The organism is Micromonospora sp. NPDC049900, from assembly GCF_044461025.1.
Classification (GTDB): Bacteria; Actinomycetota; Actinomycetes; order Mycobacteriales; family Micromonosporaceae; genus Micromonospora.
This window is the reverse complement of the sequence record NZ_JBITKM010000004.1, coordinates 196,874-210,609: the sequence shown is the minus strand read 5'-3', so window position 1 is coordinate 210,609 and position 13,736 is coordinate 196,874. Positions and strand designations below refer to the sequence as shown.

Below are 13,736 nucleotides of genomic sequence, written 5' to 3'. Positions count from 1 at the left end.
GGACCTTCCGTTCATCGCACGCCGCCGGCCACCGTCTCGGCCATCGCCGCCCGCAGGGCGAAACCCTGCGAGCCCCGGCCGGCCTGCGGCCAGAGCGCCGGCAACCGGCCGCCGTGGTCGACGCCGATCACCCGCCAACCGGACTGCATGAGTGCCAGCGCGGCGGTGTCGTGTGCCTGGTCGGCCTCGGCCCGGGCCGACGCCGGCAGGTTCAGCCAGGCGGAGCTGTCCAGCAGGAAGCAGACGCAGGTCGCGCCGTTGGCCCGGAGCCCGGACAGCAGCTCCGCCTCGGCCGTGCTCAGCGACCCGAAGACGCCGATGATCAGGCCGCCGTCGGAGCGCTGCCGGACGTGTTGCACCAGGGTGGTGATCTCGACGCGTTGGTCCAGCCGGACCTCCGCGAGTTGGTCGAGCAGCAGACCGTCACCGGCGCCCTCGGTCGCGTCCACGTCCGCGCCGGAACCGGTGACCAGGCGCAGCTTGTAACCGCCCTGACGCAGGTGCACCGCGATGCTGGCGGCGGCCGAGACGGCCCACTCGAAACTGGCCGTCGGGCCGTCGCCCTGGTGGCCGTACGCGCGGGTGTCCAGCAGGACGGTCGCCCGGCTCTCCCAGGGCTGTTCCTCCCGGCGCACCATCAGCTCCCCGGTGCGCGCGGTCGACTTCCAGTGCACCCGGCGCAGGTCGTCGCCGCGCCGGTACTCACGGGTCGCCGCGTCGTCCTCGCCGTGCACCGCCACCGAGCGGGCCCGGCTCTCGCCGCTGCCGGCGTACTCGCCGGGCAGCCGCACCGCCGGCAGCGGCACCACCTGCGGCACCACGGTCAGCGAGTCGGTGCCCGGGAAGGCCCGGCTCAGCTCGCACAGACCGAACGGGTCGGTCATCCGGACCACCAGCGGCCCCACGTCGTACCGGCCGCGCACGTCGGCCCGCACGGTGTACGCCACCGAGCTGGCCTGGTGCGCGCCGAGCCGTTCCAGCACCACCCGGGGCCGGCTGCCGAGCGCGTACGGCAGTCGGTCCTCCAGCAGCAGGGTGCCGGTGGGCAACCGGGACAGGTTCTGCAACCGCAACACCATCCGGGCGGTGGCGCCGACCGGTACCCGGTGCGGGTCCAGCGAGCGGTGACAGGCCAGCTTGTAGCGGCTGCGGCCGACGTAGAGCGCGGCGAGCAGCGGGAGGACGGCCAGCAGCACGGCCACCCGCAGCAGGTCCTTCTCGCCGAGGATACCGGCGGAGACGGCGGCCGCCAGCGCGGCCGCCAGGAAGGAGCGACCGCGGGTGGTCAGGCCGCGTAGGCCGTCACGCACGTCACGGCCTCCGGGGTTCGAACGGAGCCCGACCGTTGCCGTTGCCGTTGCCGGCCGGCGGCCGGGTGTCGTACGGCGAGCGCTGCCGGTCGTGCGGCAACGGCAGCCGGTGCACCAGGTCCGCCACGATCGCGTCGGTGGTACGCCGGGCGAGCTGGGCGTCGGCGGTGGGGATGAGCCGGTGCGCCAGGACCGGTACGGCGAGTACCTGGAGATCGTCGGGGAGGACGTAGTCGCGTCCGTCGAGGGCGGCCACCGCGCGGGCGGTGCGCAGCAGTTGCAGCGTGCACCGCGGGGAGGCGCCGAGCCGCAGGTCGGGTGCCTCACGGGTGGCGGTGACCAGGTCGATCGCGTACTGCTTGACCGCGTCGGCGACGTGCACCTGCCGGACGTGACCGATCAGCCGGCGCACGGTGTCGGCGTCGGAGACCGGGCGCAGCGCCGGCAGCGGGTCGACCGCGCCGTGGCCGTCGAGCATGGCCAGTTCGGCGTTCGGGTCGGGGTAGCCCATCGCGATCCGGGCGGTGAAGCGGTCCCGCTGCGCCTCGGGCAGCGGGTACGTGCCCTCCATCTCGATCGGGTTCTGGGTGGCGATCACCATGAACGGGGTCTGGAGCTGGTACGTCACCCCGTCGACGGTGACCTGCCGCTCCTCCATGCACTCCAGCAGCGCGGACTGGGTCTTCGGCGAGGCCCGGTTGATCTCGTCGCCGACGACCAGGTTGGCGAAGACGGCACCCGGCCGGAACTCGAAGTCGTGGGTCTCCTGGTTGTAGACGCTGACGCCGGTGACATCGCTGGGCAGCAGGTCGGGGGTGAACTGGATGCGGCGCACGGAGCAGTCGATGGAGCGGGCGAGGGCCTTGGCCAGTTTGGTCTTGCCCACGCCGGGCACATCCTCGATGAGCAGATGACCCTCGGCGAGCAGGACGGCCAGAGCGAGCCGCACGGTGGCGGTCTTGCCCTCGATGACCTGTTCGATGTTGGCCACGATGGCGTCGCTCGCTGCGCGGAACTCGTCGTGCGGCAGCAGTCCGCCAACTTCGTCCCAGGTCTGTTGTGTCACGGGCCTCCTCCTCGTCGCCGTCACGGCAGCTCTGAACAGAGCACCTGGACCCGCCGTTGGGTTCGCGACGTGCGAGCCTCGTCTGCCGCAGCAATCTCACTGGCCTCTCAGGCTAACCATGTTTCTCGCCAACGCCGACCGGCGCAGGTGTTTGGGTGGGTAGAGAGGCATTTGTCGTGCACGCAGCGCACGTCGTCGGTTCTGTCGGGTGAAGGGTCCGAGGGCTCCGTTCCGGGACCGGGACGGGCGCGGCGGACGGGGTACTGGGCAACGGCGCCGTAGGGGTCGCGGTACACTGCCGGTCATGGCCGGAGTCTTCCTGCTTCTTACCGAGCCGTGCTGATGCGCTGACGGCGCGACAGCACGGCGGCCCCTCCTGTGCGAGGGGCTTTTTCGTGCCCGCCGGGGCCCGGGGCGGGCCGCCGAGCACGGACACGAGACCAGCCAGCACGGAGAAGACCCCGCCGGTCGACGCGAGGAGAAGGCCATGACCGAGGCAGCCGCCAACGACACCCCACCGTTCCGGTACACCGCCGTGCTGGCCGACGAGATCGAACGCCGCTGGCAGGACCACTGGGAACGCGAGGGCAGTTTCCACGCGCCGAACCCGTCCGGCCCGCTGGCCGACCCGGCCCACCCGCGCTCCGGCGCGGAGAAGCTGTACGTGCTGGACATGTTCCCGTACCCGTCCGGCGCCGGGCTGCATGTCGGGCACCCGCTGGGCTACATCGGCACCGACTGCTTCGCCCGCTACCAGCGGATGGCCGGGCGCAACGTGCTGCACGCGATGGGCTTCGACGCGTTCGGCCTGCCCGCCGAGCAGTACGCGGTGCAGACCGGCACCCACCCCCGGACCACCACCGAGGCCAACATCGAGCGGTACCGGGAGCAACTGCGACGGCTGGGGCTGGCCCACGACCAGCGGCGCTCGGTGGCCACCATCGACACGGACTTCTACCGCTGGACGCAGTGGATCTTCCTGCAGATCTTCAACTCCTGGTACGACCGCGAGGCCGGTCGGGCCCGCCCGATCAGCGAGCTGACCGCCGAGTTCGCCGCCGGGACCCGGCGTACCCCGGACGGTCGCCCGTGGGCCGAGCTGTCGTCCGCCGAGCGTCGCGCGATCGTCGACGACCACCGCCTGGCGTACGTGTCGCAGGCCCCGGTGAACTGGTGCCCCGGCCTGGGCACGGTGCTGGCCAACGAGGAGGTCACCGCCGACGGCCGCTCCGAGCGCGGCAACTTCCCGGTCTTCAAGCGCAACCTGAAGCAGTGGATGATGCGGATCACCGCGTACGGTGACCGGCTGCTGGACGACCTGGACAAGCTGGACTGGCCCGAGCCGATCAAGCTGATGCAGCGCAACTGGATCGGCCGGTCCACCGGGGCGCACATCGACTTCCCGACTCCGACCGCGCCGATCCGGGTGTTCACGACCCGGCCCGACACCGTCTTCGGGGCCACCTACATGGTGCTGGCGCCCGAGCACGAGCTGGTCGACGCGCTGGTGCCGGCGGCCTGGCCGGAGGGGACCCGGGACGCGTGGACCGGTGGGCACACCGATCCACGGGCGGCCGTCGAGGCGTACCGCAAGTCGGCCGCCGCCAAGACCGACGTCGAGCGGCAGGCCGACACCAAGGAGAAGACCGGCGTCTTCATCGGCGCGTACGCCACCAACCCGGTCACCGGCGGGCAGATCCCGATCTTCATCGCCGACTACGTGCTGGCCGGTTACGGCACCGGCGCGATCATGGCGGTACCCGCGCAGGACGAGCGGGACTGGGCGTTCGCTGAGGTCTTCGAGCTGCCGATCGTGCGTACCGTGCAGCCGCCGGAGGGCTTCGACGGCAAGGCGTACACCGGGGAGGGGCCGGCGATCAACAGCGCCGCGCCCGAGCGCGGCCTGGACCTGAACGGACTGGGGGTGGCCGACGCCAAGGCCCGGATCATCGCCTGGCTGGAGGCCGACGGCACCGGCCAGGGTGCGGTGACCTACCGGCTGCGGGACTGGCTGTTCAGCCGGCAGCGGTACTGGGGCGAGCCGTTCCCGATCGTCTACGACGCCGACGGCGTGGCGATCGCGCTGCCGGAGGAGATGCTGCCGGTCGAACTGCCCGAGGTGGACGACTTCTCGCCGCGCACCTTCGACGCGAACGACGCCGACAGCGACCCGGAGACGCCGCTGTCGCGCCGCCGCGACTGGGTCGAGGTCGAGCTGGACCTGGGGGACGGGCCCAAGCGGTACACCCGGGAGACCAACGTGATGCCGCAGTGGGCCGGCTCCTGCTGGTACGAGCTGCGCTACCTGGACCCGACCAACGACGAGCGCTTCGTCGACGCGGAGACCGAGCGGTACTGGATGGGGCCGCGCGGTGAGGGCGACTGCGGTGGCGTCGACCTGTACGTCGGTGGCGCCGAGCACGCCGTGCTGCACCTGCTGTACGCCCGGTTCTGGCACAAGGTGCTGTTCGACCTGGGGCACGTGTCGTCGTTCGAGCCGTTCCGCAAGCTGTTCAACCAGGGCTACATCCAGGCGTACGCGTACACCGACGCGCGGGGCGCGTACGTGCCGGCCGAGGAGGTCGTCGAGCGTGACGGCGGCTGGTTCCTGGGCGACGTCCAGGTCAACCGCGAGTACGGCAAGATGGGCAAGTCCCTGAAGAACATCGTCACCCCGGACGAGATGTGCGCCGCGTACGGCGCCGACACGTTCCGGGTCTACGAGATGTCGATGGGGCCGCTGGAGGTGTCCCGCCCGTGGGAGACCCGGGCGGTGATCGGCTCGTACCGGTTCCTGCAGCGGGTCTGGCGGGCCGTCGTCGACGAGCAGACCGGCGAGTCGCGGGTCACCGACGAACCGGCCGACGAACAGACCCGGCGGCTGCTGCACCGGGTGATCGACGGCGTCCGGGGCGACATGGAGGGAATCCGGTTCAACACCGCGATCGCCAAGCTGATCGAGCTGACCAACGCGGTGACCCGGCTGGCGAGCACCCCGCGCGAGGTGGCCGAACCGCTGGTGCTGATGGTGGCGCCGGTGGCACCGCACATCGCCGAGGAACTGTGGCGGCGGCTGGGCCACCAGACCTCCCTGACGTACGCGGACTTCCCGGTCGCCGACCCGGCGCTCCTGGTCGCCGAGACCGTCACCTACCCGGTGCAGGTCAACGGCAAGGTCCGGGGCCGGGTCGAGGTGCCGGCCGACGCCGCCGAGGACGACGTGCGCTCCGCCGCGCTGGCCGCGGTGGCGGGTGCGTTGGCCGGCAAGGAGCCGCGCAAGGTGATCGTGATCCCCGGCCGGATGGTGTCCGTCGTCGCCTGACGCTGTTGGTGTGGTGAAAGGAAGGGTCCCCTGCTAACGCCTCGTGCACAGCAGGGGACCCTTCCTCACACTCGACGGCCGCGGCGGCCGTCGCGGCCGGGCTGCGGCGGCCATCGCGGGGCCGGGCTGCGGCGGCGGTCGCGACCGCGGCGGCGGCCGGGGCTGCAGTGGGCGGCAGCCGATGACCTGGCCCGCCTCGTCCGAGGACCCAGGGTGCCGCGACTCGTCGCAAGGTCGTGCTCGATCCTGGATCGAGTGGTCTCGTCGCGGCACGCAGGCCACTCGATCCAGGATCGAGCGGGATCATGCCGTGCGGGGGGCGTCAGGGAGCAGGCGGGGGCGGGGGCGGGGTGGGAGAGGGTGGGCGGCGCTCTGTGGTGCGGCGTCGGCGTTCGGCGAGCCACCAGCGGGTGAGCAGCACCGCGCTGGCGATGAAGCCGAGCGCGGCGGGGGTGGCGGCGAGCCAGTTGATCTCGTTGGGGCTGGTGACGGCGGCACCGACCGCGGCGTAGCCGAACGCCGACGGGGCGGAGGCGATCACGCTGCCGACCAGGAACGGCAGGATCCGCGCGCCGGTGGTGCCGTAGCCGTAGCTGACCAGGCCGTATCCGGAGATCGGCAGCAGTCGTACGGTGATCACGCCGAGCACGCTCTGCCGGGTGAACCAGCGGTCCAGTCGGGCCAGCCGGCCCCGGACCCGTTCGGCGACGAACTCCCGCCCGAGTATCCGGCCCACGGAGAAGCCGATCGCCGCCGCCAGCAGGGCCGCGCCCAGCGCGTACGCAGCACCCTCCAGCGCGCCGAAGACCGCGCCCGCGGCGAGCGTGATGAAGGTGCGGGGGACCAGGGCCACCAGCAGCAGCGCGCCGCCGAGGACGCCGGCTACCGGGGCGAGGCCGCCCAGCCGGTCGCCGAACTGCGGCAGTGCCGTCGGGTCGGGGTGGGGCACCAGCACCAGGGTCACCCCGAACCCGGCGATCAGGAGCAGCAGCAGGCCGAACCGGACGGCCGACGGTGTGGTGGCGACCGGCTGCACCGATCGCCAGTACCGCGCGAGCCGCCGGCCGGCCGCGATCATGCCCGGGCGGCGGTCACCGCGGCCCGGCGTTCGGCCCGCAGCCGATCGGCCCAGGTGTCGTCGAGCGGCGGGAGCTGCTGCGCGCCGGTGGCCCAGCGCAGCAGCAGGTCGGCCAGGGCCGGGTTGCGTGCCAAGGCGGGACCGTGCGAGTACGTGCCGAGCAGCTTGCCGCGCCACGCCCCCTCGGTGGTGCCGTCGTTGCCGACCCCGGCGGTGACCCGGGCCAGCGGGGAGACCTCGGCACCGAGGCGGGTGCGACCGCCGTGGTTCTCGAAGCCGGTCAACGGGGGCAGGCCCAGCCGGGCGTCGATGTCACCGGCGAGTTCGCCGACGGCCCGGGTCTCGCCCCGGTCCGAGGAGAGGTCGAGCAGTTCCAGGCCGCGGTACTGGGTGCCCTTGGCGAAGAACGAGGTGCCGAGCAGTTGGTATCCGGCGCAGACGCCGAAGACCACCGAGCCCTGGGCGACGGCCCGGTGCAGACCGCCGTCGGTGAGCAGCCGCTGGGCGCCGAGCGCCTGCGGACCGTCCTCGCCGCCGCCGATGAGGTAGATGTCGGCGGTGGTGGGCATCTGCTGGTCGGAGCGGACCTCCAGCACCTCGATCGGGAAGCCGCGCTGCTGCGCCCGCCGGGCCAGGATCAGCATGTTGCCCCGGTCGCCGTAGGTGGAGAGCAGGTCGGGGTAGATCCAGACGATGCGCAGGGTCTCAGTTGACACGGTCCAACTCCGCTCGGATGTCCTGGAAGGCGGTGTAGTTCGCGATGACCTCCAGTCGCCCCGGCGGCACCGCGCGGAGGGCGTCGTCGAAGGTGCGTACGTGCTGGAACGGCACGCCGTTGACGTCCAGCCGGACCGCCAGGTCGTACGCCCGGTCGCCGGTGATGAGCACCTGACGTCCGCGTAGTGGGGCGAAGTCGACGTCGAAGAGCCAGGAGGTGTCCAGCCCGTCGGGGTCGCGGGCGTTGATGGAGAGCAGTGTCGGGGCGTGCTCGGCCATGTCGAACGCCTCCAGCCAACTGGCCGGGTTCTTTGCCAGCAGCAGCCGGACCAGCCGACCGTCCCGCTCCACCTGCGCGTACCGACCGGCGACCGAGGTGACGTCGCCGAGGCGGGGGACCGCGTCGAACGGGCGTACGCCGAACTCGGCGGCGAGGGCCAGGGCGGTGGCCGCGTTGCCGATGTTGACCTTGCCGGGGAGCTGGAGCTTCACCTTGTACCACGCGCCGGTGGGGTCGAGGACGCCTTCGTCGTCGACCGTCCACTGCGGCTGCGGTCGGCGCAGCGGGCAGCCGCTGCACCACCACTGCTCGCCGGAGCGCTGGATGGTCGAGCCGCACTCGGGGCAGACCCACGAGTCGTCGTGCCAGCGCTGACCGGCGGAGAACCAGGTGACGTGCGGTGGGGTGATCCGCTGGTCGTGGGCGGCCGGCGGGGTGGCCGCCCAGACCACCATCGGGTCGTCGGCGTTGGCCACGATGCGGATGTCCGGGTGCCGGACCAGGGCCGCGCGCCAGAGCTGCGCCATCATGGCGACCTCCTTGGCCCGGTCGAGCTGGTCACGGGAGAGGTTGAGCAGCGCCACCACGTGCGGCTCGGTCGCCTCGATCACCTGCGCGAGGTAGTGCTCGTCGACCTCCAGCACGGCGTACGGGGTGCTGCCCGCCTTGGCCAGGGCGGAGGTGTGCCCGGTGGGCATGTTGGCGCCGAAGGAGTTGGTGGCCACCCTGCCGAGCACGCCGACGGCGGCGGCGGCCAGCCGGGTGGTGGTGGTCTTGCCGTTGGTGCCGGAGACCAGCGCGATGGCCCGTCCGGCAGAGAGGTGCGCCAGCAGGTCCGGGTCGATCTTGAGGCCGATCCAGCCACCGATCACCGAGCCGTCGCCACGGCCCGCAGCCCGCGACAGGGCTGCGGCGGTCCGTGACACGGAGCTGGCCACCTTCGCCCGTAGGGGCATCTTCGCGTCCGTCACGCGAGCGAGGTTACCGGACCAGACCACCCCTCAGATCGCCGCCGACGGTGTTCCGTTCTGTCCACTTCGTCGGTGAGTGGGGTGGTGGGCCTCCGGTCCGGCCCTAATGGATCTATGTCGGATAGCGGACCCCGTCCGGCGCCCCGCCGCCCTCCACTCCGCTCCACCCCGGCTGACGTGCGGTTTTGTGGCGCGCAGCGGCGCGCCACGCGGGCGATTCTGGTTGCGGGTGGAGGGAAGTGGAGTAGAGTGGGGCGCATTGGTGGGGCCGGGAGGGGCCCACCGGCCCGGGGGGTCAACGGCGCGCGAACGCCGTTAAGGGCGAGGGGGTTGGGCCGATGTTTCTCGGCACCCACACTCCGCGCCTGGACGACAAAGGCCGGTTGATCCTTCCGGCGAAGTTCCGGGATGAGCTGGCGGGGGGTGTCGTGATCACCAAAGGGCAGGAGCGCTGCCTCTACGTCTTTCCGACGCCTGAGTTCCAGCACATCGCGGATCAGTTGCGCGCGCAGCCGATGACGCACAAGGCGGCCCGGGCCTACAGCCGTGTCTTCTTCGCCAGCGCGCACGACGAGATACCCGACAAGCAGGGCCGGGTGACCATCCCGGCACACCTGCGCAGCTACGCGGGGCTCGACCGGGACCTGGTGGTCATCGGTGCGAGCACCCGGGTGGAGATCTGGGACAAGGTCGCCTGGGAGACCTACCTCGCCGAGAGCGAAGACGACTTCGCCGACATCGAGGAGGGGGTGCTGCCAGGCGGTCTGTGAGGGCGTGGCGACGCCCGACGTACTGCGAGATCTCCAGCCGCTTTCGAGCTCCTGGCATCCCTTCCCCGGTGCCAGGCACACGATCCGCACGCAGGACCACGGGGTCCGGCGTACGGGTCGAGAGCGGATGGGGATCTGGCGGTACGACGGCACGGCGTCGTCCGACGAGCAGGACGCGAGAACGAGACCGGTTCAACCAGTGGGGGTCGACATGGGGGAGCTACGCGGCACGCATGTGCCGGTGCTGCTCGAGCGGTGTCTCGAGCTGCTCGCCCCCGCGCTGGGTCGAGGCGGCCGTACGGTCCACGTCGACGCGACGCTCGGTCTGGCCGGGCACGCCGAGGCGGTGTTGCAGGCACATCCGGAGACGATCCTGGTGGGTCTGGACCGCGACACCGAGGCACTCGCACACGCACGGGTGCGGCTGGCCCGGTTCGCCGACCGCATCCACCTGGAACACGCGGTCTACGACGAGTTGCCCGACGTGCTGGACCGGTTGGGGTACCCGTCCGTGGACGGTGTGCTGTTCGACCTCGGTGTCTCCTCACTGCAACTCGACGCGCCCGACCGCGGGTTCGCGTACGCACAGGACGCGCCGCTGGACATGCGGATGGACCAGACCCGGGGGGTGACCGCCGAGGAGGTGGTCAACACCTACTCGCATCCGGATCTGGCCCGGGTGCTGCGGGTGTACGGCGAGGAGAAGTTCGCCGGACGGATCGCCTCGGCGATCATCCGGGAACGGGACCGGGGCCGGATCACCTCGTCGGCGCGACTGGCCGAGTTGGTGCGGGAGTCGATCCCGGCACCGGCGCGGCGAACCGGGGGACACCCGGCAAAGAGAACGTTTCAGGCTTTACGGATCGAGGTAAACAGAGAACTGGCAGTGCTGGAGACGGCGCTGCCGGCCGCTCTGGACAAGCTTTCCGTCAGCGGTCGCATGGTGGTCCTGTCCTACCACTCGTTGGAGGACAGGCTCACCAAGCAGGCGCTCGCCGACCGGGTCCGCAGTACGGGCCCGGTCGACCTCCCGGTCGAACTGCCCGGGTCGGAGCCGACGTTCCGGCTGCTCAGCCGGGGCGCGGAGCTGCCCGGGGAGGGGGAGGTCGCCGCCAACCCGCGCGCCGCATCGGTGCGGCTGCGGGCGGCGGAACGGATCGACCCGCAGGCCCGGCACCAGGGGCGTACCGACCGCGAACGGTACCGGCGCCGGGTCAAGGCGATGCACCAACCGGGGACGGGGTCGGCCGCGGAAACCGGAGGGGGACCGCGGCGGACGCCGGGGGACACGGACGAAGAGGGGGAGGGAATATGAATGTGAGCAAGCGCCGGGACGTCGCCGGCGTCGGGCAGCGCACACCGCGGTCGGGGGGCCGGATCGCGGCGGAGCGGACCCGAGTGGCCGGGAACGACACCCGGCGGCAGGACCGGGTGAGCCGGCTGGACGACACTCGCGCCCGGGGGGCGCGCGAGTTTCCCGTCCAGGGCAGCGCCGCACTGCGTCCGGTGGAGCGGCCGAGTGTCGGCAAGCCGGAGCGGGCCGAGTCACCGCGGCTGCGGGTCGCCCCGCCGCCGCCGGTGCGGGTGCCCCGGGCGCCGTTCGCGGCGCTCGTGGTGGTGCTCGTCGTCGGCGGAGTGCTCGGCATCCTGGCCGTCAACACGAAGATCAACGAGAACGCGTTCCGGCTCGACGAACTCCAGCAGCAGCAGGCCAAGCTCGACGTGGAGCAGCAGCAGCTCAAGAAGCAGATCGCCGAGTCGGAGTCGCCGGGCAACCTGGAGGCGCAGGCCCGCCGTCTGGGGCTGGTCGAGTCGGGTGAGCTGGCGTACATCCGGCTGCCGGACGGCAAGATGATCGGCGTGCCGCAGCCGGCCAGCGGTCAGGTGTCGATCACCAGCCAGCAGGGCTCGGAGGGGTAGGCCGTGCCCTCGAGATCAGACGAACCGCGCCGGGACGCCACAGGCTCCCGGCGCGGTTCTTCCCGTAATGGGGGTACGCCGGACGAGCGCGGCGGCGAGCCGGGTATCGGCGGCATCTCCGACGCCCGTGCGTACACCCCCCGGGGGCGCACCGTCCGCGACGGCGGCGGTCGGGCCGAGCAACGACGCGACCCGCGTACCAGCCGGACCCAGGACCCGTTCCGGCCGGCGTTGCAGGTGCTCGACGGTGGGCGGTCCGCCGCCACCCGGGGCGGCACCCGGGCGGCAGCCGTACCTCGGCGGGAGGCCACCGCCGGCCGGACCACCGTGGTCCGGACCGTCACCGACCGCACCCCCCGGGGTGAGGCACCGGCCGGGACGCCCCGACGTCGCGTCGGCGGCCGGGAACCGCGCCGGGGTGACCGTCCGGCCGCGCGCCGACCGGGCCGCAAGGCACCGCGTCCGCCCCGGCTCGCCGACCCGGGACGTCGGCTGCGGCTGGGCACCGCGCTGGCCCTGGCCCTCTTCGTCGCCATCGGCGTGCGGCTCGTCGTGCTCCAGGCCGTCGACACTCCGGCGTACGCCGACGGCGGCATGGCCGACCGGCTGCGGACCGTGCCGCTGCCCGCGCCGCGCGGAGCGATCTTCGACCGGGACGGCGCGGCCCTGGCGCACAGCGTCGAGGCCCGCTACGTGTACGCCGACCCGACCCGGATCAAGGACATCACGGCGACCGCGCAGACGCTCTCCCCGCTGCTCGGCATGCCCGCCTCGGAGTTGGCCGAGAAGATGAAGCCGCGCAAGCGGATCAGCGGCGTCGACTCGCAGTTCGAATACCTGGCGCGTGGGGTCACCGTGGCCCGGGCCCGGGAGATCATGGAGTTGGCTCTGCCGGGCATCGCGGTGCACCGCGACGAGCGGCGCGAGGTCCCCGGCGGTGACCTGGCCGCCAACCTGATCGGTTTCACCAGCCTGGACATGGTCGGGCTGGAGGGACTGGAGGCGCGCTACGACGACCTGCTGCACGGCGAGGACGGGCAGCGTGTCTTCGAGGTCGGCCTGGGTGCGTTGGCCGCGCCCATCCCCGGTGGCTACAGCCGCACCACCAAGGCCAAGCCGGGCAGCTCGATCGTGCTCACCATCGACCGGGACCTGCAGTACACGGTGCAGCGGATCCTCAGCGAGCGGATGAAGGCGGTGCAGGGCAGCACGGGTGCCGCGGTGGTGCTCCACGCACGTACCGGGGAGGTGCTGGCCCAGGCCAGCCATCCCACCTACAACGCGGCGAAACCGCAGTCGAGTGACCCCACCGACCGGGAGGACGCGGCCACCAGCTTCATCGTCGACCCGGGTTCGGTGCACAAGGCGATCACGTTCGGGGCGGCGTTGCAGGAGGGCGTCATCACCAAGGACACCGTCTTCCCGGTCGCCAACGGAATCCGCAAGGGCGACACGTGGTTCCGGGACACGTTCCCGGCGAACGGGAGGCGGATGAGCGTGGCCGGGATGATGGCCCACTCCTCCAACGTCGGCACCATCCAGATCGCCGACCAGCTCGGCCCGGAGCGGCTGCTCGACTACCAGCAGCGGTTCGGGCTCGGCAAGCCGACCGGTGTCGGGATGCCGGGCGAGGCGGGTGGGCGGCTGCTGCCGGTGCAGGAGTGGAGCGAGTCGTCGCACGGCTCGGTGCCGATCGGGCACAGCGTGGACGCCACCCCGTTGCAGATGGCCGCCGCGTACGCCGCCATCGCCAACGACGGCACGTACGTGCAGCCGAGGCTGGTCAAGGAGACGATCGGGCCGGACGGGAAGCCGACACCGGCCGAGGCGCCGACGACCCGTCAGGTGCTCAGCCCGGACAACGCCGCCGCGCTGCGCACCATCCTGGAGGCGGTCACCACCGTCGACAACGCCACCGGCCTGGCGGCGGCGGTGCCCGGTTACCGGGTGGCGGGCAAGACCGGCACCGGGTGGCGGCTGGTCGAGGGGAAGAAACAGCCCGGCGAGGTCGCCTCGTTCATCGGGATGGCGCCGGCGGACAATCCGCAGTACGTGATCGCGGTGTTCGTGCACAGCCCGAGTGGTGGCGGCGGCAGGGTCGCGGCACCGGCTTTCAAGGAAATGATGACCTTCGCGCTGCGGCATTTCCGGGTGCCGCCGTCGAGCGATCCGGCGCCGAAGTTCACCGTATTCCCGTAACTGTCGTCGTCGTCAATTCCTCGGGTCGCCGGCACCGCCACCGGTGACCCGAGGAATTGACGTACGCACATTCGTCGACCTGTTTTCCGGTGTTTTTGCGGCG

General features: G+C 72.1%; 10 protein-coding genes. 5 read left to right on the top strand and 5 right to left on the bottom strand.

Annotation, left to right across the window (positions count from 1 at the left end; translation table 11 throughout):
- Positions 1-11: 11 nt before the first annotated feature.
- Both ACIBMZ_RS12620 and ACIBMZ_RS12615 read right to left on the bottom strand, forming a co-directional pair.
- Positions 12-1,310: a DUF58 domain-containing protein gene (locus ACIBMZ_RS12620; RefSeq protein WP_396693064.1), complete on the bottom strand. Its 1,299-nt coding sequence runs from the start codon at positions 1,308-1,310 to the stop codon at positions 12-14.
- A 1-nt stretch (position 1,311) separates the two neighbouring features.
- Positions 1,312-2,376, bottom strand: a complete 1,065-nt coding sequence (locus ACIBMZ_RS12615; protein WP_350696348.1) for a MoxR family ATPase — start codon at positions 2,374-2,376, stop codon at positions 1,312-1,314.
- 487 nt (positions 2,377-2,863) lie between these two features.
- Here ACIBMZ_RS12615 and leuS point away from each other — a divergent pair, with 487 nt between their 5' ends.
- Entirely contained in the window at positions 2,864-5,698 is a 2,835-nt protein-coding gene (gene leuS / locus ACIBMZ_RS12610) for a leucine--tRNA ligase (protein ID WP_396693062.1), read from the top strand.
- Between the two features lie 322 nt (positions 5,699-6,020).
- Here leuS and ACIBMZ_RS12605 read toward each other — a convergent pair whose 3' ends face one another.
- From ACIBMZ_RS12605 to ACIBMZ_RS12595, 3 genes are read right to left on the bottom strand one after another with little or no spacing between them, the layout of a single operon-like run.
- On the bottom strand, positions 6,021-6,776 hold the full coding sequence (locus ACIBMZ_RS12605) for a TVP38/TMEM64 family protein (RefSeq protein WP_396693060.1): 756 nt from the start codon (positions 6,774-6,776) through the stop codon (positions 6,021-6,023).
- Entirely contained in the window at positions 6,773-7,492 is a 720-nt protein-coding gene (locus tag ACIBMZ_RS12600; protein ID WP_396693058.1) for a type 1 glutamine amidotransferase, read from the bottom strand. Before ACIBMZ_RS12600 ends, ACIBMZ_RS12605 begins: the two co-directional genes overlap by 4 nt.
- Positions 7,482-8,729, bottom strand: coding sequence for a MurT ligase domain-containing protein (locus ACIBMZ_RS12595; protein ID WP_396693515.1), 1,248 nt, complete (start codon positions 8,727-8,729; stop codon positions 7,482-7,484). The genes ACIBMZ_RS12600 and ACIBMZ_RS12595 overlap by 11 nt, the downstream gene beginning before the upstream one ends.
- A 353-nt stretch (positions 8,730-9,082) precedes the next feature.
- Between ACIBMZ_RS12595 and mraZ the strand changes: the two genes are divergently transcribed.
- From mraZ to ACIBMZ_RS12575, 4 genes are all read left to right on the top strand, one after another.
- Complete coding sequence (mraZ, locus tag ACIBMZ_RS12590; RefSeq protein WP_396693056.1) at positions 9,083-9,514, top strand: division/cell wall cluster transcriptional repressor MraZ; 432 nt, start codon at positions 9,083-9,085, stop codon at positions 9,512-9,514.
- 211 nt (positions 9,515-9,725) lie between these two features.
- Complete coding sequence (gene rsmH / locus ACIBMZ_RS12585; RefSeq protein ID WP_396693054.1) at positions 9,726-10,829, top strand: 16S rRNA (cytosine(1402)-N(4))-methyltransferase RsmH; 1,104 nt, start codon at positions 9,726-9,728, stop codon at positions 10,827-10,829.
- Positions 10,826-11,434, top strand: coding sequence for a septum formation initiator family protein (locus ACIBMZ_RS12580; RefSeq protein WP_396693052.1), 609 nt, complete (start codon positions 10,826-10,828; stop codon positions 11,432-11,434). The genes rsmH and ACIBMZ_RS12580 overlap by 4 nt, the downstream gene beginning before the upstream one ends.
- A 3-nt stretch (positions 11,435-11,437) precedes the next feature.
- Positions 11,438-13,633: a penicillin-binding transpeptidase domain-containing protein gene (locus ACIBMZ_RS12575; RefSeq protein WP_396693050.1), complete on the top strand. Its 2,196-nt coding sequence runs from the start codon at positions 11,438-11,440 to the stop codon at positions 13,631-13,633.
- Positions 13,634-13,736 lie beyond the last annotated feature (103 nt).

What these genes read in the sequence shown, in the direction of transcription:
- ACIBMZ_RS12595 (WP_396693515.1), bottom strand. Translation starts at nt 8,729, where the DNA reads ATGCCCCTACGGGCGAAGGTGGCCAGCTCCGTGTCACGGACCGCCGCA.
- ACIBMZ_RS12580 (WP_396693052.1), top strand. Translation starts at nt 10,826, where the DNA reads ATGAATGTGAGCAAGCGCCGGGACGTCGCCGGCGTCGGGCAGCGCACA.
- ACIBMZ_RS12605 (WP_396693060.1), bottom strand. Translation starts at nt 6,776, where the DNA reads ATGATCGCGGCCGGCCGGCGGCTCGCGCGGTACTGGCGATCGGTGCAG.
- rsmH (WP_396693054.1), top strand. Translation starts at nt 9,726, where the DNA reads ATGGGGGAGCTACGCGGCACGCATGTGCCGGTGCTGCTCGAGCGGTGT.
- leuS (WP_396693062.1), top strand. Translation starts at nt 2,864, where the DNA reads ATGACCGAGGCAGCCGCCAACGACACCCCACCGTTCCGGTACACCGCC.
- mraZ (WP_396693056.1), top strand. Translation starts at nt 9,083, where the DNA reads ATGTTTCTCGGCACCCACACTCCGCGCCTGGACGACAAAGGCCGGTTG.